Source organism: Sphingomonas chungangi (assembly GCF_013778325.1).
Taxonomy (GTDB): Bacteria; Pseudomonadota; Alphaproteobacteria; order Sphingomonadales; family Sphingomonadaceae; genus Solisphingomonas; species Solisphingomonas chungangi.
Window position 1 is genome coordinate 1 of sequence record NZ_JACEIB010000004.1, and the last position, 21502, is coordinate 21502.

Here is a 21502-nt window from a genome sequence, read left to right on the forward strand (position 1 = left end):
CCCCGTTGCCATCCCCTCAACCAACCATCATGAAGGAGCCGGACTCTACCTCTGAGTGGTAACAATCAGGGGCGCACGTCACCGATAAATTCGACCAGATTGCGCATCGACCCTCCGACGCTGGGCTTCCAATCATCGAAGGGATTGTAGGGTGGATCGACTGCGACCTGTATGCGATCCACGAGGCGGGTGATCATTCTATAGTGATCGGTCAGGTTCATTCTCTGGCAGCTGTGCGCGATCATAAGCCGTTGCTGTTCTTCCAAGGCGGCTATGGCCAATACTCGCCCATCGCATCGACAGCAATTTGATCGCTATGAAAACGTGCAATTAAATGAAAGGTATATGCGCTGTTGCTATGTTTTTAGGTCTTTATAGTTAAATAAAAATTGTGATACATGTATAATAATATAAAAGTCAAAGGAATTTGCTAGTCTTCGATCAGGCAGGAGGTCGGAGATGACCGCAATCCGACTTCCGAAGCTCCCGGAAAGGACGGCGGTCAAGCTCAAGCTCAAGCTCAAGCTCAAGCTCAAGCTCAAGCTCAAGCTCAAGCTCAAGCTCAAGCTCAAGCTCAAGCTCAAGCTCNGCTCAAGCTCAAGCTCTCGCTCCCGCCTGAGCTCCACCAGCAGCTCCTGCAATATGCAACCTTCTATGCGGAGATCTATGGGACTGAGGAGGCTCTCGCGGATCTGGTGCCGGCGATGGTCGCGTCGTTCATCGACACGGCAAGGCGTTTGCGAAGGCACGTGCGCGTCTTGGCCAGCAGCTGGCGAAATCGGAGAGCGGCCATGGCTGACGTGTCCGCGGCGCCACCCGTGCGAGATCGTCGCCTCGATCGCCTGCTCCGCCTACCGGACGTACTCGACCGGACCGGCCTTTCGACACCGACCATCTACCGCCGTCAGGCGGATGGGACATTCCCGACAAGCGTCAGGATCGGCGCCAACGCCGTGGCTTGGTACGAGTCCGACATCAACGAGTTCGTGGCCTGCCCCTTCCGTCGGTGCGCAAGTGGAGGGCCTCGAGATTGGGCTGGCCGTTTCAGCTAGCCCGAGTTGCGCCCAATGTTGGACGTTCATGCTTAAAATGACCTGTCACACTAGCGGACGATCCGCTTCTCCCGTCGAACCTGCTCTCAGACCGGTGCACGGCATTGAGGCCCGTCGCGCGCTTGCATCTGGATCCAGGAAGCCGCGCTTGCACCCAGCATTCCATCGTCGTACCTGAAGCGGTGCCTAATCAAAATTAGGTAGGCTTTCGGGATTGGTGGCGAGGGGCGCGGTGGCAGATATCGAGTTCGATATCGATGGCAGGATTGCGAGGCTGCGCCTGAACAGGCCGGAAGGCCTCAACGCGATCACGCCTGAGATGGACATACTGCTCCACGATGCGTGGACCCGCATCAACGACGATCCCGGAATCTGGGCGGTCATCCTTTCGGCCGCCGGGGAACGCGCCTTCTCGATCGGCGCCGACGTTTCCCAGGGTATCGAGCGGGACGGGCGGATGGCGCTGGGGGGCGGGATCACCGGCATCGGCGGCCCGCATCTGGAATGCAGGAAGCCGATCGTCGCCGCGGTTCAGGGATATTGCGTGGGTGGCGGCTTCGAGCTGGCGATGTGCGCCGACCTCATCGTGGCGACGGAGACCGCCCAGTTCGGTCTGCCGGAGACGAAGGTTGGAATCATCGGCGAGTGCGGCGTCGTTCATCGCGCTATCCGCCAGCTTCCCCACCGTATCGCGCTTCAGATGATCCTGACCGGCGAGCGGATCTCCGCGCAGCAAGCGATGCAATACGGCCTCGTGAATGAGGTCGTCCCTCCCGATGAGCTGGATGCGGCTGCCCAGAAATGGGCGGACAAGCTGGTGGCTGCGTCCCCTCTGGCGGTCCAGGCCGCCAAGGCCGCCGTCACCGCCCGGGCCGGCCATCCGCTCGACGTCGCGCTCGCGACGCGCTTCGAGGAGATCGAGCGTTACGCATCGACCGAGGACAAGCGGGAAGGGGAGCGCGCCGCTGCCGAGCGACGCAAGCCCGTCTGGTCAGGACGGTAGCGCTCAAAGCTCCGGATCGATCACCGCCTTGATGACCTCGCCCTTGTGGACCGCGTCGAGCGCCAGATGCGCGTCCTCGATAGCGAAGCGATGGCTGATCAGGCTCGCGAGTGGCACCTTGTCCTGCAGTTGCGCCGCGAGTTGCATCGCTCCGTGATAATGCTTCGGCTTCGGGAAGCTGGCGCCGACGATCGTGAGGTTCTTGGTCACCAGATCGCGTGGCGATATCGGCTGCGTGCCGATCGCCCCCCACAGGCCCATCACGACATAGCGGCTGTGGATGCCGGCGAGATCGACGCCCTCGGGAAAGGCCGGGAGGAAGCCTGCCGCTTCGACCACCAGCGAAGGCCCAGCCGGGCCGGTCAGCTCGTAAATCTGCCTGCGCCGCTCCTTGAGGCTGTCGCGCAGCGACACCGTGGCGGTGGCGCCGAGCGACTTCGCGACCTCCAGCCGGCGATCGACACCGTCGATGACGATCACCTCGCGGGCGCCGGCCTGCGCGGCGAGGACCACGGCGGAGAGGCCGACTGGTCCCGCACCCTGAACGACGACGGTTTCGCCCATGCGCACCGGTCCACAGCGCTCGAAGCCGCGCAGCACGGTCGGCAGCGCGCACCCGAGCGCGGCCACGGCCAAAGGATCGGCGCCGTCGGGCAGCTTGAAGAAGGCAAGCCCGCGCGGCAGCCAGGCATAGTCCGCGTAGCTGCCCCAGTTGGGCTTCTCGGCATGCTCGAAATATTGCGAATTCTCGCACGGCGTCTCTTCGAGCACGGTGCAGGAGTGGCAACGATGGCACGCCGCGATCGGCGACCAGCAGACGAGATCGCCGACCTTGACCGGAATGCCGGCATAATCGGTGTCCAGGCCCCCGAGCTTCTCGATCCGGCCCACACCCTCATGACCGAGGATGATGGGGAAGGGCATGATGCCCGCTTCGCCCGTCTTGATATGGACGTCGCTGCCGCACACGCCGCCGAGGACGACCCTCACGAGGGCGCCCCCATATTCGGGGTCTGCGATTTCGACGTTCCAGGTTTCGAGCTTGTTGGTCTCGACAAGGACAGTGGCGCGGCCGGTAGTCATGATCGTTCCTCGCCTGTGAGGCTTCAGTGCGCGAGCATGCCGGCATCGACGAGATGCTCGGCGCCGGTGATATAGGATGCTTCGTCCGACGCGAGAAAGAGCACCAGCGCCGAGACCTCGGCCGGATCGGCGATGCGGCCGAGCGGGATCTCGCGTAGCGCATCGCCGCCGACCTCGTCGGTCGCCTCGACCATCATCGGCGTCTGGATGAAGCCGGGATGCACGCTGTTCACGCGGATGCCGTGCTTGCCATATTCCATCGCGGTCGCCTTGGTCATGCCGCGCACCGCGAACTTGCTGGCGACGTAGGCAAGGCTCGGGAAGCCGTAATTGGCCGCCATGCCCGCGATCGAGGATATGTTCACGATCGATCCGCCGCCCGTGCGCAGCATGGCCGGGACGACCGCGCGCATGCCGTAGAAGACCGAATGCTGGTTGATCGCGCAGACGAGATCGTAGCCGGCGTCGTCGAGATCCGCCGTCGTGGCCATGGGGCCGAGGATGCCGGCATTGTTCACGAGGATGTCGACCTTGCCGAAGGCTTTCTCGGCCTCGGCGACGACGCGCTCCCAGTCCTCGGGCTTGGTCACGTCCTGCGGCACGAAGCGGCAATCGCCGCCGATCTCGTCGGCGAGCGCCTGGCCGCCTTCCGCATTCCTGTCCGTGATGACGAGCTTTGCGCCTTCACGCGCGAAGATGCGCGCGTGGGATTCGCCCATTCCGCGCGCCGCGCCCGTGATGATCGCGACCTTGCCATCCAACCGTCGCATGCAAATTCTCCACAGCCTTTACGCAGATTCACTACAGCGGGGTCGCTGGCCCGCCGACAAAACGGCCGGGGGAACCCCAAGGGGTCCGCCCGGCCTCGCAGGGGGCTGCGATCCTAGAACTTCACTGACAATTCTCCGGCGACTGTGCGCGGCTCACCCACGATCACCGTGTTGAAGCCGCCCGAATTGCCCTCGACATAGCCCGATGCGTAATAGAGCTTGTTCGTCAGGTTCTTCACATAGACGCCCGCCGAGAATTTGGTCCCCATGATCTCGTTCCAGCTCAGGCGAAGCTGGACCGTCGTATAGCCCTTGATCTTGGTGTCCGGCGTGATGCTGAAATTGTTGTTCGAGAAGTAGGAACTGCTCTGCGAGAAGCTGTCGGCACGCAGATGGACGTCGCCTACCTCCGACGGCACCGGCAGCTTGAAATCGGCGAACAGCGAGCCCGACAGTTTCGGAGAGTCCGGATAGGAGTCGAACGGGATGGTGTAGCCCGGAACACCCGTCTGCGCCGACAGGTCGACGAGGCCCTTCGTGTATTTGGCATGGGTATAGGCGCCGGCGAAGCCGACCTGGAGCCAGTCGGTCGCCTGGATATCGCCATCGACCTCGATACCCTTGATCGTCGCCTCGGGCACGTTGACGGTGAAGGCCGACGGTGCGCCCGCCACAACGGCGTAGAGCGAGTGCTGCGCGTTGTGGACGATCTGGTCATAGGCTGCGATATTGAAATGTGCCCTGCGGCGACCGACCATGCCGTTGAATTTATAGCCGACCTCGAAGTCGTGCGTATATTCGTTCTTGAAGAAGTTGACCAGATTGTACGGGACGACAGCGCCGTTGAAGTTACCGGCGCGGAAGCTGCCCCGCTGCGCGAAGTAGATCTGGTTATGCGAATTAAACTGCCACTGGATATTCACGTTCCAGCTCGGCGCCTGAAGATTCTTTAGCTCGTGAGGAAAATTGGGCGCGAAGACGTGATCCGGGAACGCCGTCTCTCCGACCTCTTCCCACGTATAGCGACCACCAGCGGTCAAGCTCAGGCCCTGCACATAATCGGAGAAATCGTAGGTCGCCTGGGCGTAGAGGGCTTTCGAATTGTCGGTTCCGCGGGTGTGATAGAGAACCTGTCCCAAAGGCGTGGCGAGATCGCCGCCGACGATGACGGGAATGCCCTCGACCTTCTTGGCGTCGTTGTAGAAGCCGCCGATGATATATTTCAGGCGATCGTTCGCGAGCGTTCCCTGGATCTGAGCCTCTTCCGACCAGCTCTTGTTCCGGAACACCTCGCCGCCCGGCGGGCCCGCGAAGGCGCCGGTCGTGTTGTAGAGATCGAGCGAGGCGAACGGGCTTCCCGAGAGGATGCCGGGCGTCCGCGAGAAGCTGCTCTGATATCCGAAGATGTTCTTGAACGTCGTGTGATCGTCCAGGTTGATCGTCGTCGTATTCGACAGGAAGTAATTATGCGAACTATGCGGCAAATCATACGAGTAATAGATGTCGTAGGGATGCGCCTTCTGCCAGGCGTAATAACCCGCAACCGCGCCCGGGAAGGTGCCGGGTCCGGGCGGTCCGTCGCCGACGCCGGGGAAGAAGCCGTGTCCATACACCGTGTCGAGCGTGGTAGTCAGAGCGAAGCCGTTATTGGACTGCCCCATTTTGTAGTAGGAGTAGAGTTCGCTTCCCGCCTCGCTGCCGCCGAAGTGGCTGTATTCGAACACGGTGACGTTCTTGATCGAGTCCGTCGGCTTTGCGACGACGGTGATCCGGCCTGACTTGTTGTCGGTATCGCCGAGCGTGCCGCCGGCAAGCAGGTTGTGGACATAGCCGTTCTGCGCCTGATAGTCGCCGGCCAGCCGGACGACGAGCCGGTCGGAGATCAGCGGGATATCGACCGCGCCTTCCACCTGGCGAAGCTTGCGCTCGCCACCGCGAACGGTGAGGTATCCACCGAAATCGTTGCCTGGGAGGGTCGACTGGTAGAGGACGGCGCCACCAGTGGCGTTGCGGCCGAAAAGCGTGCCCTGCGGACCCTTCAGCGCCTGGATCGACGAGAAATCGTAGAAAGCCGTCGCGGAGTTGCCGCCCGAGAAGGGCACTTCGTTCAGATAGGTCAGAACCGCCGGGCTCGCGCCGGAGAAAGCGTCGAGGGTCTGGCCGCGCAGCGTGAAGCTCACCTGGTTCTGGTTCTGGCCGCTCTTCACGACGAGGCCTGGAACGAGAGACTGGAGATCCTGCTCATGGGTGACGACGCGGGTCTTCAGCGCCTCGCTGTTGAACGCCGAGATCGAGAGCGGCACCTTGGAGAGCGATTCCTCACGGCGCTGCGCGGTGACGATGATGTCGCCGCCGGCATCGGCTGCCGGCGCGGGTGAAGCGGCAGCCGCCGGTGGCGTCGCGGATGCCGCATCGGGGGCGGACTGGGCCAGCGACGGACCCGCCAGCAGGGTTGCGACGAGCGATGTCGCGGCGGCGGACATTGCAAGCTTGGCACGCTGATCGCGCAGGCCGGACGCACTTCGAACAGTCTGCATTGCGGTTTCGCTCCTCATCAGGCTCTCCCTTGAAGATTTCTTCTTGTCGGTCAGGTCGCGGTCGTCGCCTTGACTCGCTTGTCTGTCGGTAAATCGGTGCCGTGGACGAGAGTGCGTTCGGGCCACAAGCGTGCCGCCACCTCGTCGCCATTTTCGGTCGGTTCCGTGCATCGAATCTCCCCAAAAATCTGCCGCCTCTTCGTGCGGTGTCTTGGCCCGGCGATCGCCGATTGTCGTTGTTCCTTGTACCTAACCACAATTAGGTAAGTCGCGCAAGCGTCATTTAAGTCAGCTGTAATTCTCCGCGGAGAGGCAGGCGGTTTAATCACGCCGTGGCGCGGCGTAGTCCGTTGCGGAGGCAGATAAATATAACAAAATACTGGATTATTTGAGTGATGGCAGAGATTGGCTGTTGGCGTGATGGGCCAATCGCCTCGTCTCCGTTGGGCAGGCCACAGCTTTTTCGTTTCAGTTTTCAGATGAAATGCAGATTAGAATACTGTCATGCCCTTGGGCGCTTTCTAATCTCGCATGGGAACCCGTTCGACGACCGTCAGGCCGAAGCCTTCCAGCGCCGCGAGTTTTGCGGTGCTGGACGTAAGCAGGACCATATTCCGCACGCCGAGATCGAGCAGGATCTGTGCGCCGATGCCGTAATCGCGCGTGGCATTGGTGTCGTGATAGGTCTTCCGCCCGCCGGCGATGCGTTTCGAGATCGAGTCCGGGCTCGGGTCGCGCACGAAGACGGCGACCGCCTGGCCGGGATGGGCGGCGATCGCGGCGAGCGCGCGCGGCACATAATCGCGATGCGCGGTCGACCAACCCAGCAGGTCCGCGGTAAGGTCGACCTGGTGAACGCGGACGAGCGTGTCCTTGGACGGATCGATCTCGCCCTTCACCAGCGCGACATGCTCGCCGCCGTCCACTTCGTTGCGGTAGATATGGACGGTGAGATCGCCGCCATAGAAGCTGCTGAACGGCGCGCTCTCGACGCGGGACACGAGCTTCTCCGAACGCCTGCGATAGGCGATCAGATCGGCGATCGTGCCGACCTTCAGGCCATGCTCGGCGGCGAACTGGAGGAGTTCGGGAAGGCGCGCCATCGTCCCGTCGTCGTTCATGACCTCGCAGATCACGCCGGCCGGCGTCAGCCCGGCGATCCGGGCGATGTCGACGGCGGCCTCGGTGTGCCCCGCACGGACGAGGACGCCGCCGTCCCTGGCGACGAGCGGGAAGACGTGGCCCGGGGACACAATGTCGAACGCGCCCTTGCTCGGGTCGACCGCGACGGCCACGGTGTGGGCGCGATCCTGCGCGGAAATGCCGGTGGTGACGCCTTCGCGCGCCTCGATCGAGATCGTGAAGGCCGTGCCGTGCCCGGACTGATTATTCACGGTCATCGGCGGCAGCTTCAGATGCTCCGCGCGCGATTGCGTGATGGCGAGGCAGATCAGCCCCCGGGCGTGCTTCGCCATGAAGTTGATCGCCAGCGGCGTCGCGAACTGGGCCGGGATGATGACGTCGCCCTCATTCTCGCGATCGTCGGCGTCGACGAGGATGTAGGGTTTTCCGTTGATCGCATCCTCGATGATCTCCTCGATCGTCGACAGGGATGCGGGGATCGCAGGCCCGGCGCCTGGCGCCTGTTCCATGATAGTATCCTTCTCGATGATGGCGTCATCCAGCATGGGCGATCTCCTCGATGAGTTTCGCGGCCATCTGTTGCAGCACGTTCTTCTGCACCTTGCCGGTGCCGGTCTTGGGCAGGTCCGCGTCCTCGACGAACCAGACATCGCGCGGCAATTTGTACCTGGCGACGCGCTCGCCGAGATAGTCGATCACCGCTTGCGCTTCGATCTGCTCGCCCGGGGTGAGCACGATCCACGCGCAGCCGCATTCGCCCCAGCGGTCGTCGGGCATGCCGATCAGGAAGGCCTGCGAGATGGCGGGATGGGTGGTCAGGACCTGCTCGAGCTCCTTGGGTGAGACGAGCTCGCCGCGGCTCTTGTAAAGCTCCTTGGAACGGCCGGTGAGGAAGAGGTTGCCGTCGTCGCGGAACTGGCCGAGATCGCCCATCCGGATCCAGCCGCCGGGCAGCATGATCTTGGCAGTTTCCTCCGGGCGGCGGAAATAGCCGAGGCTGTTCATCGGGCCTCGCGTGCAGATCTCGCCCGCGCTGCCCCAGGGCACATCCTCGCCGGTTTCGGGGTCGATCATCTTGAACTGGGCGATGCGTCCGTCCTCCTGCGCGATGCCGGCGACGCCCGCCTCGACGACGCGACCCTGCGTCGACGAGACGATCTCGATCGGATCGCCGGGCAGGGTGCAGATGATCGTAGCGGTGGTCTCGGTCTGGCCGTAGCTCGTGAAGATCTCGTCGCAGCCCAGCGTTTCCTGGATATCGCGCCAGACCCAGCTGGGCGTCGGCGCCGCGGCGCTGTGGATCGCGGTCAGGCTGGAAAGATCGTAATGTTGGATCTTGGCCTGTTCCATGAGCGCAATCGTCATCGTCGGCACGCCCATCAGGAAGGTGGCGCGGTGACGCTCGACCGCGCGCAGGATCGCATCCGGCTCGAACTTGAGGAGCGGCACGATCGCACCGCCGACGATGAGTCCGGAGAGCAGCCCGACGACCAGCCCGAAGGAATGGTAAAGCGGCAGCGAGAAGACCGCCCGGCGCCCCTGCTCGAACGCCTGGTGATAGGCCCCGGCATAGGCCGCGCGCAGGAGATTGTCGTGGGTCTGCACGACCCCCTTGGGCGATCCGGTCGTCCCCGAGGTGAACATGATCACGGCGGGGCTGTGCGGATCGATCGGGTCGGCGGGTGGCGGGTCTGTCTCGATCCCGGCCTGTCGCCGCAGCAGCGCATCCGGCTCGCTCTCGTCGAACACGATCGCCGCGCGAAGCGTCGGCAGGCTCTCGTTCCGGCCTTCGCGCCATCCCGGCACGAGATGATCGAGATCGGCCGCATATTGGCGTGAGCCGAAACTCTTCATGATCACGAGCAAGGCGCAATCCGCCTCCCGGATCGCATATTCGAGCTCGGCGGGGCGATAGAGCGTGTTCATCGGCACGGCGACCGCGCCGACCCGCCAGATCGCGAAAAGCAAGGGCACGGATATCGGGTGGTTGGCCATGACCATGCCGACCCGCTCGCCCGGCGCGATGCCATGGCCTCGCAGTGCTTGAGCGATCTGCCGCGATTGTGCTGCGACATCGGCATAAGTGAGCGTGACGGCATCCGTCAGCACCATCGGCTCGCCCGCGAAATCATGTGCCGCGCGATCGAGATAGGCGTCGAGCGATTGTTCCACCCAGACAGGGTGACGTAGCGCGATCGCTCGGCGCTTCGCTTCTGTACCCGGCCGCATTCCATTCCTCTCCAGAGTCAATCCAGCATAATCGTCGTTAGAGGGAGGGCTGATTGCCATCTCCGTCCACATTGATTTTCAGCGCCTTCGTCCGGCCTTCCGAATCCGGCCTCGAACATTACGAAACATCTTAAAATCACGGCATTGTGCGCCATCCGCCGCCGTGGCGGCCCGGTGCTCTCGGTATTCGATCTAACAAGCAATTCGCCCCTTGCCAAGATAGCCTAATTGTCGTTAGGTTACGACCAGATCAGTGGAGATATGCGATGCACGTTGGGCTGGGGCTCACTTTCCAGAATCTGCATGACCGGGTGACGGACAGCGACGTCTTCCGGCACGAGCTCGGCCTGGCGGCACGCGCGGAGGATCAGGGTTTCGATTCGGTCTGGACACCGGAGCATCATTTCACCGGCTACATGATGACCCCGAACGTGCCGCAGTTCCTGTCCTGGGTCGCCGCGAAGACCAAGCGGATCAAGCTCGGCACCACCGTGACCGTGCTGCCCTGGCAGAACCCCGTCCGCATCGCGGAATCCTTCCTGCTGCTCGATCAATTTTCCGAGGGGCGCGCGATCCTCGGCATCGGGCGCGGCCTCGGCAAGGAAGAGTTCGACGGCTTCAACGTGCCGATGGGTGAGGCGCGCAAGCGCTTCCGGGAATATGCCGAATGCCTGCTCGCGGGCCTCGAGACCGGCGTCATGCAATATGACGGCGAATATCTGAAGCAGTCGCCTGTCGAGCTGCGCCCGCGCCCCTATGCCAGCTATAACGGGCGCGTCTTCGCCTCCGCCGTCTCGCCGGAATCGGTCAAGCTGATGGCGAGCCTGAATGTCGGGCTGATGATCATCGCGCAGAAGCCCTGGAACCGGGTGGAGGAGGATCTGCAGGCCTATCGAACACGCTTCCTCGAAGTGTCGGGCGGCCGTCCCGCGCCGAAGCCGGTGGTGGTCGCCTTCGTCGCGGTGAACGAGGATGCCGCCAAGGCGCAGGAGATGCGCGACAAGTATCTCGTCGAATATGCCCGATCGACCTCGGCCTTCTACCAGTTCGGGAACAAGGAGTTCGCGAACATCGAGGGCTATGAATATTACGGCGCGCTCGCGGCCAGCGTCGAGAAGAACGGCATCGAGAAGTTCAACAACTTCCTCGCCGATCTCCAGATCTGGGGGCGGCCGGAGGAGGTCACCGAGAAGCTGCGTTCGATGGTCGAGCGCTTCGATGTTGGCAGCTTCATCATCTACACCCAGTTCGGCGACATGCCGTTCGAGGTGGGACGCGACAATTACGAACTGTTCGCGCGCAAGGTGTTGCCGCAGCTCAAGGATCTCGACGTGTCGGCGGCCGGCGCCGGGCAGGTGTCCGTGCCGGCATGACGGCGGGCTAGGAGCCTGCGGGACCGGCCCCGGCGATGGATCGACATATCCAGATCAAGCTCGTCGAGCGGCTGCGCGAGGCCGATCCGCGCCTTCGCTGGAGCCACGCCGATCGCTCGATGGCGAATCCGGCCGGCCGCTATGTGGACGAGGACTGGTTCCGGGACGAGCGACAGGCATTGTTTCGCGAGTGCGCCCAGTTCGTTGGGCTGTCCGTAGAATGCGCCCGTCCCGGCGATTATCTGACGCGCGATTGCGGCGGCGTCCCGATCCTGATCGTCCGGCAGCCCGATCTGAGCCTGCGCGCCTTCGTCAACGCCTGCCGCCATCGTGCCGCGCCCTTGCTCAAGGGCGATGGTTCGCAGGGGCGTCGGCCGATCGTCTGCCCCTATCACGCCTGGACCTATGGGACAGACGGCAGCCTCCTGGCACGTCCCCATGACGAAGGTGGTTTCGACGATGTCGCCGATCCGTGCGGCCTGCTTGTTCGCTCGGTGGTCGAGGCCCATGGCCTGATCTTCGTGCATCCGCTGGAGGGCGCGACGGTGGACGCCGCCGACCTGTTGCACGGTGCCGAGCGCGAATTCGCGGGCTACGGGATCGAGAGCGCGCACCTGTTCGATCGACGCGAGACCGTCTGGCCGATCAACTGGAAGCTTCTGCTCGATACCTTCCTTGAGCCCTATCACGTGCGTTTCGTGCATCGGAACTCGATCGACCGGACGTTCCTGTCCCATCAATTGTTCGACGTCTTCGGCCCGGTCGCGCGGCCGATCGGCCTGCGGCGGTCGGTGCTCGATCAGCTCGAAAGCTGCCGGCCGTCGGATTGGCGGCTATTCCCCCACGCGGCGGCGCAATACGTCCTGCTGCCGAACGCCCTCCTGTCCTATCAGGGCGATCATATCGAGACCTGGCGCTTCGAGCCGATCGACTGCTTCTCGACGAGGGTGGTGACCAGCATCTTCTCGCCCTCTGAACCGGCAAGCGAGGAGGAGCGGGCACATTGGCAGCGCAATTTCGATATCCTGCTGCAGGTTGCGTTCGAGGAGGATTTTCCGATCCAGAAGGACATCCAGGACAATCTTCGATCGGGCGCGATCGGTCATGTCCATTATGGTCGGCTCGAACCGGCGCTGATCCATTGCCATGGCACGATCAACGCCATGGTCGAGGCGTGGCGCGACAAAAGAGGAGGCGAGGATGAGCGACGGTGAACCCGATATCCTGTACGAGATCAGGGAGGGCGCCGCCTGGATCACGCTGAACAGGCCCGCCAAGCGCAATGCTTTGTCCGAGCCGCTGATGGAGTTGCTCAACCAGCGTCTCTGGGAGGCCGACGAGGACAATCGCGTCCGCTGTGTCGTGTTGCGCGCGGCGGGACCGGATTTCTCGTCGGGCTACGATCTCCAGCGTTACGATCAGCCGATACCTGGGCAGGTCGACCACAAACGTGGCCGCGCCAAGTTCGACGACGACGCCTGGGCGCAGGAGAAAGCGCAGCGCCTGCGTATGGCGCTGTTCGACATGCACAAGCCGGTCATCGCGCAGGTCCACGGCCGCTGCCTGGCGGGAGGCACCGACCTCGCCTTGCTCTGCGACATGGTGGTGTGCGCGGACGATGCGCAGTTCGGCTTTCCGCCGGCGCGCTCGCAGGGCTCGTTGCCGAGCCACATGTGGCTCTATCTGGTGGGGCCGCAATGGGCCAAGCGGCTGCTGCTGACCGGCGACTCCATCCTCGGCACCGATGCGGTGAAGATCGGCCTGGCGCTGAAGGCGGTGCCGGCCGATCAGCTGGATCATGAGGTCGAAGCACTCGCGGCACGGCTGGCGCTGATCGACGCCGATCTGCTCAGCGCCAACAAGCGCATCGTCAATATCGGCCTCGAGCTGATGGGGATGCGGACGCTGCAGCGCATGGCCGCCGAGATGGATGCGCGCGGTCACCTGGCATCCAGCCGGGCGGAATTCAACGAGACGGTCCGCACCGAAGGGCTCAAGGAGGCGGTCCGCCGCCGCGACGCGCCATTCGGCGACGGCATCGTCAGGCTCTGAGCCAAAGGAGAGAACGGATGGGTGATGGCAAGGACTGGACGTGCCTATGGGAGGCCAAGGCCATTCTGGGCGAGAGCACGATCTGGGATCCGCGCGACGGATGCATCTATTGGGTGGATATCGATGCGCCGAGCGTTAACTGGTTCGATCTCGCCAGCGGCGACAGGGGCAGCTGGGTGTCGCCGCAATGGATCAGCGCCATCGCCTTGCGGGAGAAGGGGGGCTTCATCGCGTCCTGTCGCGAAGGTCTCGCGATCATCGATCCGAAAGGCGGCACCTATCAGGCGTTCGCCGATCCGATCCCCGACCGGCGGATCGCGCGGCTCAATGACGGCGTGACCGACCGCAAGGGCCGCTACTGGACGGGATCGTGCGATTCCAGCCAGTGGGACGACAGCACGACCGCCGAGGACAAGGAAAGCAGCCTCAAGGATTTCGACAAGCGCAGCACCGGCGAGCTCTACCGGCTGGACGCGGACGGCTCGATCCACACCATGGAACGCAACATCGTCACGGCCAATGGTCCGGCGTTCAGCCCGGACGGCAAGACCGCCTATGTGAACGATTCGATGCCGCTGGTGACGTGGGTGTATGACCTCGCCGAGGACGGCACGCTTTCGAACCGCCGGGACTTCCTGACGTTCAAGCCGGAGGATGGTTATCCCGACGGCATGGCGGTGGATGTAGAGGGCTGCATCTGGATGGCCTTCTACGAGAGCTGGGTGTTGCGCCGCTTCGCGCCCGACGCGAGCCTGGTCGAGGAGCGGCAGCTTCCGGTCCGGCGGGGCCTGCGCCCTGCCTTCGGCGGAGAGGCAATGGACCGCCTGTTCCTCATCACCGGCTCGGCCGGCTACACCGACGAGATGTGGCAGCGCGAGCCCCTCGCAGGCGGCCTGTTCGAGCTCCACAACCCCGGTACCCGCGGGCTGCCCGTCATCCCGTTTCCGGGATGAGGGCAGGCCCGGGGCCGGGTACCTCAGCGAACCGAGATCAGACCACCGTCGACCGGAATGAGCTGACCGGTGATGAAGCGCGAAGCGTCGCTCGCCAGGAACAGGAGCACCGGCGCAAGATCCGTGTCAGCATTGCCGAACTTGCCGCCGAGCGGGATCTGCTCGGCGGTCGCGCGATCGTGGGTCGCCAGCTCATCCGGGCTCAGCGCTTCGCGGAAGCGCTCGTACATGGGCGTGACGATATAAGGCAGCACCGCGTTGACCCGGATGCCGCGCGGACCCCATTCGCGCGCGACGCTGCGAGTCCACGTGTGGACCGCGCCCTTGGAGGCGCCGTAAACGGCGTTGTTGATCTCGGCGGTCAGTCCCGATTCCGATCCGAAATTCAGGATCGCCCCGCCGTCGGTCATATGCCGGTGGGCGGCGCCGTTGGTGTAGATCGTGCCGTTGACGTTGACCGCCATCAGCCATTCGAGCGTGTCGTCGGGCACGGCGTGGGTCGGCGCGTGGCGGTGGACGCCGGCGATGTGGGCCAGGACATCGAGCCCGCCCATCGCCGACACGGCCCGGTCGAACGCGGTATCGACCTCCGCTCTCTTGCTGACGTCGCATGGGAGAAAGGTCGCCTGCCCCGGGCCGGACGACGAGGCGGCCTCGGCCGTCTGCGGGCCTTGTTGCTCGTCGACGTCGAGCGAAAACACCCGGGCACCGGCCGCGACGAACGCCCTGACGGCCGCCGCGCCGATCCCTTGCGCACCACCGGTCACGATGATCCTCTTGCCCTGCAGGGACATCAACATTCTCCTCTTTCTTCTGGAATCGGCTGGGACGGTGCCTCGCCTCGCCTCACGATGCTCTTCCCAAACCGCCGTTCGGCGCTAAGGAATCGACATGGCTGAACGAGACCAATCGCGTACCCGAATCCTGGATGCCGCCGCCGCGACGCTGCGCGCGCGCGGCCTCGCCGGCGCCAGGCTGAGCGAGATCGCGAAAATTGCGGGGATGCTGGCGCCGAGCCTCTATCACCACTTCGGTTCGAAGGACGAACTGGTCGAGGAAGTGATGATGGAGGGCATCTACCACAACACCCGACACATCGTGTCGCATGTCGAAGTCCTCGGCAGCGGGGCATCGCCGATCCAGCGCCTGGAAACCGCCATTCGGTCGCATATCGACTTCCTCCTGACGGGAGACGATTATTCCTCGGCAGTGGCCCGCGTCTTCGACGACCTTCCCGACGACATGAAGAAGCGCGTCGTCGCCGCCTATTCGGGGTTCGACAACTATTGGCGCGACCTGATCGTCGCGGCGCAGAAGGACGGCAGCGCCGATGCCGATCTCGATCCGACGGTCGTGCGCAAATTCCTGATCGCCATGTTGAATTCGAGCTCGTCCTGGTATCGGCCCGGCAAACTCGGGCCCGCCCAGATCGCCGAGCAGGCTGCCCGCATGGTGATCAGCGGATTCGCCGCACGCTGATCTTCGGCAGGTGGCGCGATATCGGTCGCCACCACCTGCCATCGATAGCGCTCAGGCTGCCACCGTCTCCTTGGACGCCACGGGCTCGCCGGGAAGGGTGATGCGTGGCGCCACTTCCTTCGCCGCCAGTTCCAGCGAATGGAACCAGGGCGACGGATCGTCATAATAATCGTGGCTCTCGATCTGGAGCGTGCCCCAGCCGCCGCACTTGGAGAAGAGCTCGTTGGTCTTCTCGACGACGGTGTCGGGCGAGCCGACGATGAACACCCTGTCGACCAGAAATTCGAGATCGGCCGCCAGCGGATCGATGCCATGATCCTTGGCGAAGCCGTCCATCATGCCGAAGCGCCGCCAGATCGGGATCAGATACTTGTTGAAGCAATAGCCGATCGGGCCTTCCATCACTTCCTTCTTGGCCTCGGCGTCGGTGTCGCCGACGAAGATGGTGTGCGAGACCGCGTGGCGCTGGCGATCGGGCGTGAAGCCGGCCTTGATATTGGCCTCCGAATAGATCTCCCAGTGGCGCTTGAGCGCGTCGAGACCGGAGTAGATGGAGACGGGCTTGAAGTTCTTTTCGCCCGCCAGCCGCATGGACGGCGATTCCATGCTGAAACCGGTGACCGCGACCTCGGGAAAGCCGCCCCACGGAGAGAAATCGGCCAGCTTGTGCTGCTCGTCTTCCTCGGTCAGCGCGACTTCCTCTTCCGGGAAGCCGGCATCCCAATATTTGCCTTCGTAGAAGAAGGGCTCGCGCTTCCAGATCTTCTCCATGATCGAAAGGCTCTCGCGCACCATGTCGTTGAGGTGCTTGGAGTTGATGTCGTCGCCGCGGATGCCGTGCATGTAGGAGGCGGCGGGGTAGGCGCCCGCGCCGATGCCCAGGAAGTAGCGGCCCTCGAGGATCTGCGACAGCCAGCCGATCGTCATGGCGAGCTTGGTCGGATGCTGGTGCGGCAGCAGGTGCGCCATCGGCGCGAACTTGATCGTCTTGGTCTGCAGCGCGGCGGCCGCCATGATCAGCTCGGGATTGGGGATGTTTTCCCAGATCTGCGATGCGTGCTCGGAGATCATCATCGAGGTGAAGCCGGCCTTGTCGGCCGCGATCGAACTCTGCACGCCCCAGTCGAACGTCTGACGCGCGGTGCGGCCCGGGCGCATATAGGGGTGGAAGATGAGTCCCGTTTCCATTGCCATGGCGTCTCTCTCCTGGTCGCCGGCGCGTTGCGCCCTGATCTTTGGCCGCGTGCTCCGGCCGATGCTTAAGTCATGCGCTTAGCGGTAATCTAAGTCAACTGCTTAGAGCGCGGCGAGGGACTCACGCAGCGGATCGCGCAGAAGACCTAATTCGCTTGCGCTTCGGGCCTTGTATGTGGTGCTAGAGGCGAAGGAAACGGGTCTTGCAGGCGCCGAAGTTAAAACGGCCGCTTAGATGGGTGATCGGGATAATGTCTGACGGCGGGCGGCGCGGCACAGGCAAGATGGTGGATCGGGAGGGCGGAGACGGCAAGGAGCGGATGATCCTCATCGGGGAGGTCGTCTTCGCCGACCATGGCATCGCCGGCGCTTCGATGAGGGAGATCGCGTCCAAGGCCGGCCAGAAGAATCATTATGCCGTCCAATATCATTTCGGCTCCCGTGAAGGGCTGGTGAAGGCGATCTTCGATTATCGCATGCAGCAGATGGAGCCTGCCCGTCAGGCGATGCTGGAGCAGGCCGAACGCGAAGGGCAGCTGACCGACGCGCGGACCTTGCTCGATGTCATCATGCTGCCGCAGCTCGATCTCGAGGATGCCGAGGGCAACCATTCCTATGCGAGCTTCCTCAGCCAGTACCTGCTGCGCAGCCGATCGACGATGTTCGGGGACTTCGGAAGCGAGTCGCCGCCGCATCTCCAGCGTGCGCTCGATCTGCTGCGGGAGCGGCTAGGCTACCTTCCCACGCCCGTCGCGCAGAGGAGGCTGGTCAACGGCTGCCTCATGTTCCTCAACATGCTCGTCACGCATCGCGGCAACGGCGCGAACGAAGACATCGAGGAGCGTTTCGAGCATGCACTCGAAGACACGATGGAGATGATCGTCACCAGTATCTGCATGCCGTTGCGCACCCCACGCCATCTGCGTGGCGATCCGAATTCGGACTGACCGCAAGTCGCATCGCGCCATGACCCCGAGCTATCGCGAACTTCACAACATGGGCCTATTTGCGCCTGTTCAGAAACGAACTGCGGTGGCGGGCTTGCGATCTCGCTCAACCTAATGATAATTAGGCTGTGATGGGTTGGCCTTGCCGGGCTGGCGCTCCTATACAGGGATGGACGATGTCACTGAGCTTCGACAGCAGCGAATTCCGCCGTATCCTGGGGCACTACCCGACGGGCGTATGCGCGATCACGGCTTGCTGTGATGGCGAGCCGGTCGGGATGGTGGTCGGCTCGTTCACGTCGGTGTCGCTGGATCCGCCGCTCGTCGCGTTCTTCCCGGATAGGACGTCGACCAGCTGGCCGAAGATCGAGCAAGCGGGGCGTTTCTGCGTGAACATCCTGTCAGATGGCCAGCATGACGTCTGCCGCGCGCTGGCATCGAAGGGGGGCAACAAGTTCGATCGGGTCAGCCATCGGCCCTCCGGCGCCGGGCTGCCGATCATCGACGGAAGCGTCGCCTGGATCGATTGCGACCTCTACGCGGTCCACGAGGCGGGGGATCATTATATCGTGGTCGGGCAGGTTCACTCGCTGGAGGCGGCGCATGATCAGAAGCCCCTGCTGTTCTTCCAGGGTGGCTATGGTCAATTCTCTCCATTCGCGGCGATCGCCGTCTGAACGCCGCCATCACCAGCCATTGCTCCAGCTCACGATGGTTTGGGTGCCGCTCTTCGGTGTCGGGGCGCAGGGTCCGGCATGAACGATGATATCTGGCGCAGCGTGTGGAGCCGTCCGGCCGACGCGTTTGACGATCGCCGGTACGGGCGCCTGACCGCCAGCCTGCGTGGTTTCCTGGCGGGACTGGCCGGAGCGCGCCCGAGCATGACCCAGATCGACGATCTGGAAGCGACCCTGGCCGAATGGGGCGATGTCCTCGCAACCTGTCAGGTCGACGAGGACCGGCAGGTCTATGCGCAGCGACCGGATGTCCAGGGCAGGGGGCAGGTTACCTGCCCTGCGGTCGCTTATACGTGGCTGGGCGAGACCGAACTCAGGGCGCGCGTCCGTTTCGACAGGTATTTCCTGGGGAGCAACGGCGCCGCGCACGGCGGCGCGGTAGCCTTCGTCATGGACGAGGTCGCCGGCCGGCTCTGTCACCTGGGCGGACGATCGACGGCGCGCACCGCCTACCTCAACACCAATTATCGTTCCATCACGCCGACCGATACCGATCTCGACATTTTCGGCGTGATCGAGCGAGAGGAGGGACGCAAACGCTTCCTCAGGTTGGAGATTCGCGACGGGAACACACTCTGTGCGGACGCCACCGTCCTGATGATAGCCCTGAACGTCGGGCAGGTCTGAGAGGACGAACTACGGTCTGACCCCAAGTGCGCTCACGGACGCACCGACCAGACGAGCGGGACGTTGTCGACGGCCGCGACGGTGCCCGAATGATAGATCGGCGCCTCCCCCTCCCTGATCCGAAATTCCGGGATGCGCTTCAGCCATTCCTCGAGCGTGACGATCACCTCCATGCGCGCGAGGTGCATGCCGGCGCAGCGGTGGGGGCCGCCGCCGAATGTGCTGTGGCCGATGCTCCGGCGATCGAGGGCAACCGTCAGGGGGTCGCTGTTGTGCGCCTTGTCGAGGCCATGCATCGCCGTTGGGATCAGGATCATGTCGCCATGCTTTAACGTCGTCCCCTTATAGACCTGATCGTGCGCGACCATCCGCGCTTCGGCGACGACAGGGAAACGCCGGAACATCTCCTCGGCCCCGCGCATGAGCTTCAGGGGGTCGGCGCGCAGATCGGCCACGAGGCCGGGGTGGCGGGCCAAATAGATCATCATGAAGCTCAGGAAATTCACGACCGTGTCGAGGCCGCCGAGCAGAAGCAGAGCGATCAGGCCGACCGCCTTGTCATGCTCGATCGGGGCGCCGTTGATGTCGGTGTTGATCATGATGCTGATCAGGTCGTCGCCATCCTTGCCCCGCCGGGCCTCGATCACCGGCGCGGCATAGGCGAAGAAGCCGTCATTGCCTGCCTCGAGCTCAGCGGCCATCTCTTCGGGAGTGTTGCCCTCGGGCCGGGTCATCATCTTGGCGAAACGGGTGAGGAGCGGCACGTCCTCCATCGGCAGATCGCACAGCGCCATGAACACCTTCACCGGGAAGACGTTGGCATAATCGGCGGAGAAATCGCATCCGCCGTCCGTGACGAAACCCTCGATGAGTTCGGCGGCGATGCCCCGGACCTGGTCTTCGAACTTACGCAGCCGGCCGAGGTTGAGCCCCTTGTCGAGCGACTTCCGATAGGGCGTATGCTCGGGCGGATCCATGCGGGTCGGCACCATCTGGTACTTCTCGCCCGCTTCCTTGGGCAGGAAGATCACCTCGCTCGAGAAGCGGGCCGGATCGCTGTAGATCTCACGGACCGTATCGCCGTTGGTGGCGATCCAGTGACCTCCGGTGAAGGGCGTCCAGACCAGATCCGGAAGACCGGCGTCGATCACGCGCTTCCAGGCCTCGTGATACCCCTCTTCGATGTGATCGAGCGCGTACATGTCGATCTCGTGTACGCGGTCGGCGGGCACGTGCTCGGGGCGCGGCGCACGGGCGCGGGAAATCGGGGGCGAAATCTCTTCCGGCATTGTGGCCACGTCAGCCTCTCCTGATTGTCGCGGATACCATCCCCGCGATCGTACGTGTAATATACACGCACGAAGAGAGGTCGGCAACGGCTTTGCTCCTGCGCTGGGAGTTGCGTCATGACATCCGCGTTGGGATAGGGGCCTGGCTATGAAGATGCGGGAACTCGAGGAGCGCACGGGCGTCGATCGCGAAGTCATCAGGATCTTGATCCGCGAGGGGCTTGTTCCAGAGCCGGAGCGGCCTGCCCGGAATCGTGCGGAATATGGCGAAAACCATGTTGCGGCGATTGCCGCCGTCCGGCAGCTCCAGCAGACGTCCCGCCTGACGCTCAAAGAGATCAAGGGCGCGCTCGACGGAAATGGATTGGCGCAGGCCGGCCCCGCCGTCGCCTATCGCCAGCTCGAGGAACTGCTCGCGATGCGTCTCGGGATGCGCGAGGCGCGTCTGATCCCGCTCGCCTCGCTTCTCGAAAAATTTCCGAAAGCCGAGCACGATGCGAGCGCGTTCGCCCGAATGGGAATGCTGACCCTCATCGATTCGGAAGATGGCGTGATGATCAGCTTCGCCGATGCCAGGCTCGTCGAGATATGGGGACACGTCCGCGAGGTCGGCTTCGTCGAAGAGACCGGCTTCCCACCCGAGAACATCGCCTTCTATCTTGAGGGCGCGGACTTCATCGCGCGGAATGAGGCCCAGCTTTTTTTGGAAATGAGTGCGGGACGCTTCGCCGAGGACCGCGCCGCGACGATGTTGCATGCGGTGCTGCCCTTGATGCTGGACTTCGTGGGGCTACTCCGGATCAAGTCTTTCATGAAACATATCGGGATCGATGGCCGGTAGGCGCCCAATTGCCGCCGTTCCCGGACTTTTTGAGCGTTTCCCAATTGCTGACGGTCAGCTCACACGTTTGGCGATGGTCGCACTGGGCTGGCGATGGCGCCGACTGGGATAAAGCGGTCGGACTATTCCGAGGAAAACGACCAGCCATAACTGACGCCATTCGCATCGGGATAAGTTGATAGGTCTTGCCTGC

Annotated in this window: 19 protein-coding genes and 1 pseudogene; 12 read left to right on the forward strand and 8 right to left on the reverse strand. The window is 63.4% G+C overall.

The features are described from left to right. Positions 1–89: 89 nt before the first annotated feature. From HZF05_RS22385 to HZF05_RS07370, 3 genes and pseudogenes are all read left to right on the forward strand, one after another. Positions 90–311 (forward strand): annotated as a pseudogene (locus HZF05_RS22385) (flavin reductase family protein); the annotation flags it as partial. 129 nt (positions 312–440) lie between these two features. Continuing rightward, positions 441–1052 carry an AlpA family phage regulatory protein gene (locus HZF05_RS22280; RefSeq protein ID WP_343046847.1) on the forward strand — a complete coding sequence of 204 codons (612 nt, stop codon included), beginning with the start codon at positions 441–443 and terminating at the stop codon, positions 1050–1052. A 232-nt stretch (positions 1053–1284) separates the two neighbouring features. Then, positions 1285–2055 carry an enoyl-CoA hydratase-related protein gene (locus tag HZF05_RS07370; protein ID WP_160365535.1) on the forward strand — a complete coding sequence of 257 codons (771 nt, stop codon included), beginning with the start codon at positions 1285–1287 and terminating at the stop codon, positions 2053–2055. A gap of 3 nt (positions 2056–2058) precedes the next feature. On the opposite strand, the gene HZF05_RS07375 is transcribed toward HZF05_RS07370, so the two are convergent. The 5 genes from HZF05_RS07375 to HZF05_RS07395 all read right to left on the reverse strand — a co-directional run bounded on the left by HZF05_RS07375 (position 2059) and on the right by HZF05_RS07395 (position 9817). Then, positions 2059–3138, reverse strand: a complete 1080-nt coding sequence (locus HZF05_RS07375; protein WP_160365536.1) for a zinc-binding dehydrogenase — start codon at positions 3136–3138, stop codon at positions 2059–2061. A 23-nt stretch (positions 3139–3161) separates the two neighbouring features. Next, positions 3162–3908, reverse strand: coding sequence for an SDR family NAD(P)-dependent oxidoreductase (locus tag HZF05_RS07380; RefSeq protein WP_160365537.1), 747 nt, complete (start codon positions 3906–3908; stop codon positions 3162–3164). A 113-nt stretch (positions 3909–4021) separates the two neighbouring features. Next, positions 4022–6463 (reverse strand): TonB-dependent receptor, encoded by a 2442-nt coding sequence (locus tag HZF05_RS07385; RefSeq protein ID WP_246331760.1) that lies wholly within the window; start codon positions 6461–6463, stop codon positions 4022–4024. A gap of 503 nt (positions 6464–6966) precedes the next feature. Beyond that, positions 6967–8097 carry a 3,4-dihydroxy-2-butanone-4-phosphate synthase gene (ribB, locus tag HZF05_RS07390; protein WP_160365593.1) on the reverse strand — a complete coding sequence of 377 codons (1131 nt, stop codon included), beginning with the start codon at positions 8095–8097 and terminating at the stop codon, positions 6967–6969. Positions 8098–8122: 25 nt separating this feature from the next. After that, entirely contained in the window at positions 8123–9817 is a 1695-nt protein-coding gene (locus tag HZF05_RS07395; RefSeq protein WP_160365538.1) for a class I adenylate-forming enzyme family protein, read from the reverse strand. A gap of 266 nt (positions 9818–10083) precedes the next feature. On the opposite strand from HZF05_RS07395, the gene HZF05_RS07400 reads away from it, so the two are divergent. From HZF05_RS07400 to HZF05_RS07415, 4 genes are read left to right on the forward strand one after another with little or no spacing between them, the layout of a single operon-like run. Next, complete coding sequence (locus HZF05_RS07400) at positions 10084–11190, forward strand: LLM class flavin-dependent oxidoreductase (protein WP_160365539.1); 1107 nt, start codon at positions 10084–10086, stop codon at positions 11188–11190. Between the two features lie 35 nt (positions 11191–11225). Then, complete coding sequence (locus tag HZF05_RS07405; protein ID WP_160365540.1) at positions 11226–12404, forward strand: aromatic ring-hydroxylating oxygenase subunit alpha; 1179 nt, start codon at positions 11226–11228, stop codon at positions 12402–12404. Further along, positions 12391–13242, forward strand: coding sequence for a crotonase/enoyl-CoA hydratase family protein (locus tag HZF05_RS07410; protein ID WP_160365541.1), 852 nt, complete (start codon positions 12391–12393; stop codon positions 13240–13242). The genes HZF05_RS07405 and HZF05_RS07410 overlap by 14 nt, the downstream gene beginning before the upstream one ends. Before the next feature lie 17 nt (positions 13243–13259). Next, positions 13260–14195 carry an SMP-30/gluconolactonase/LRE family protein gene (locus tag HZF05_RS07415; RefSeq protein WP_160365542.1) on the forward strand — a complete coding sequence of 312 codons (936 nt, stop codon included), beginning with the start codon at positions 13260–13262 and terminating at the stop codon, positions 14193–14195. A gap of 23 nt (positions 14196–14218) precedes the next feature. On the opposite strand, the gene HZF05_RS07420 is transcribed toward HZF05_RS07415, so the two are convergent. After that, complete coding sequence (locus HZF05_RS07420) at positions 14219–14989, reverse strand: SDR family NAD(P)-dependent oxidoreductase (RefSeq protein WP_160365543.1); 771 nt, start codon at positions 14987–14989, stop codon at positions 14219–14221. 97 nt (positions 14990–15086) lie between these two features. Here HZF05_RS07420 and HZF05_RS07425 point away from each other — a divergent pair, with 97 nt between their 5' ends. Continuing rightward, positions 15087–15674, forward strand: a complete 588-nt coding sequence (locus HZF05_RS07425; protein WP_160365544.1) for a TetR/AcrR family transcriptional regulator — start codon at positions 15087–15089, stop codon at positions 15672–15674. A 51-nt stretch (positions 15675–15725) separates the two neighbouring features. Here HZF05_RS07425 and HZF05_RS07430 read toward each other — a convergent pair whose 3' ends face one another. Beyond that, entirely contained in the window at positions 15726–16868 is a 1143-nt protein-coding gene (locus HZF05_RS07430; RefSeq protein WP_160365545.1) for an LLM class flavin-dependent oxidoreductase, read from the reverse strand. 251 nt (positions 16869–17119) lie between these two features. Here HZF05_RS07430 and HZF05_RS07435 point away from each other — a divergent pair, with 251 nt between their 5' ends. From HZF05_RS07435 to HZF05_RS07445, 3 genes are all read left to right on the forward strand, one after another. After that, positions 17120–17815 (forward strand): TetR/AcrR family transcriptional regulator, encoded by a 696-nt coding sequence (locus HZF05_RS07435; protein WP_160365546.1) that lies wholly within the window; start codon positions 17120–17122, stop codon positions 17813–17815. 176 nt (positions 17816–17991) lie between these two features. Beyond that, complete coding sequence (locus HZF05_RS07440) at positions 17992–18492, forward strand: flavin reductase family protein (RefSeq protein ID WP_160365547.1); 501 nt, start codon at positions 17992–17994, stop codon at positions 18490–18492. Between the two features lie 78 nt (positions 18493–18570). Beyond that, the gene (locus HZF05_RS07445; RefSeq protein WP_160365548.1) at positions 18571–19179 is read left to right on the forward strand and encodes a PaaI family thioesterase; all 609 of its coding nucleotides are present in this window, start codon (positions 18571–18573) and stop codon (positions 19177–19179) included. Between the two features lie 32 nt (positions 19180–19211). Here the strand turns inward: HZF05_RS07445 and HZF05_RS07450 are convergent, their stop codons facing one another. After that, positions 19212–20468 carry a cytochrome P450 gene (locus tag HZF05_RS07450; protein WP_246331765.1) on the reverse strand — a complete coding sequence of 419 codons (1257 nt, stop codon included), beginning with the start codon at positions 20466–20468 and terminating at the stop codon, positions 19212–19214. A 148-nt stretch (positions 20469–20616) separates the two neighbouring features. Here HZF05_RS07450 and HZF05_RS07455 point away from each other — a divergent pair, with 148 nt between their 5' ends. After that, positions 20617–21309 carry a MerR family transcriptional regulator gene (locus tag HZF05_RS07455; protein WP_160365549.1) on the forward strand — a complete coding sequence of 231 codons (693 nt, stop codon included), beginning with the start codon at positions 20617–20619 and terminating at the stop codon, positions 21307–21309. Positions 21310–21502 lie beyond the last annotated feature (193 nt).

Excerpts from the sequence above, each read along its gene's own strand:
- HZF05_RS07410 (WP_160365541.1), top strand. The coding sequence starts at position 12,391 with ATGAGCGACGGTGAACCCGATATCCTGTACGAGATCAGGGAGGGCGCC.
- HZF05_RS07420 (WP_160365543.1), bottom strand. The coding sequence starts at position 14,989 with ATGTCCCTGCAGGGCAAGAGGATCATCGTGACCGGTGGTGCGCAAGGG.
- HZF05_RS07385 (WP_246331760.1), bottom strand. The coding sequence starts at position 6,463 with ATGAGGAGCGAAACCGCAATGCAGACTGTTCGAAGTGCGTCCGGCCTG.
- HZF05_RS07425 (WP_160365544.1), top strand. The coding sequence starts at position 15,087 with ATGGCTGAACGAGACCAATCGCGTACCCGAATCCTGGATGCCGCCGCC.
- ribB (WP_160365593.1), bottom strand. The coding sequence starts at position 8,097 with ATGGAACAGGCGCCAGGCGCCGGGCCTGCGATCCCCGCATCCCTGTCG.
- HZF05_RS07440 (WP_160365547.1), top strand. The coding sequence starts at position 17,992 with ATGTCACTGAGCTTCGACAGCAGCGAATTCCGCCGTATCCTGGGGCAC.
- HZF05_RS07395 (WP_160365538.1), bottom strand. The coding sequence starts at position 9,817 with ATGCGGCCGGGTACAGAAGCGAAGCGCCGAGCGATCGCGCTACGTCAC.
- HZF05_RS07405 (WP_160365540.1), top strand. The coding sequence starts at position 11,226 with ATGGATCGACATATCCAGATCAAGCTCGTCGAGCGGCTGCGCGAGGCC.
- HZF05_RS07450 (WP_246331765.1), bottom strand. The coding sequence starts at position 20,468 with ATGCCGGAAGAGATTTCGCCCCCGATTTCCCGCGCCCGTGCGCCGCGC.
- HZF05_RS07445 (WP_160365548.1), top strand. The coding sequence starts at position 18,571 with ATGAACGATGATATCTGGCGCAGCGTGTGGAGCCGTCCGGCCGACGCG.
- HZF05_RS07375 (WP_160365536.1), bottom strand. The coding sequence starts at position 3,138 with ATGACTACCGGCCGCGCCACTGTCCTTGTCGAGACCAACAAGCTCGAA.
- HZF05_RS07415 (WP_160365542.1), top strand. The coding sequence starts at position 13,260 with ATGGGTGATGGCAAGGACTGGACGTGCCTATGGGAGGCCAAGGCCATT.
- HZF05_RS07435 (WP_160365546.1), top strand. The coding sequence starts at position 17,120 with ATGTCTGACGGCGGGCGGCGCGGCACAGGCAAGATGGTGGATCGGGAG.
- HZF05_RS07455 (WP_160365549.1), top strand. The coding sequence starts at position 20,617 with ATGAAGATGCGGGAACTCGAGGAGCGCACGGGCGTCGATCGCGAAGTC.
- HZF05_RS07430 (WP_160365545.1), bottom strand. The coding sequence starts at position 16,868 with ATGGCAATGGAAACGGGACTCATCTTCCACCCCTATATGCGCCCGGGC.
- HZF05_RS07380 (WP_160365537.1), bottom strand. The coding sequence starts at position 3,908 with ATGCGACGGTTGGATGGCAAGGTCGCGATCATCACGGGCGCGGCGCGC.
- HZF05_RS07400 (WP_160365539.1), top strand. The coding sequence starts at position 10,084 with ATGCACGTTGGGCTGGGGCTCACTTTCCAGAATCTGCATGACCGGGTG.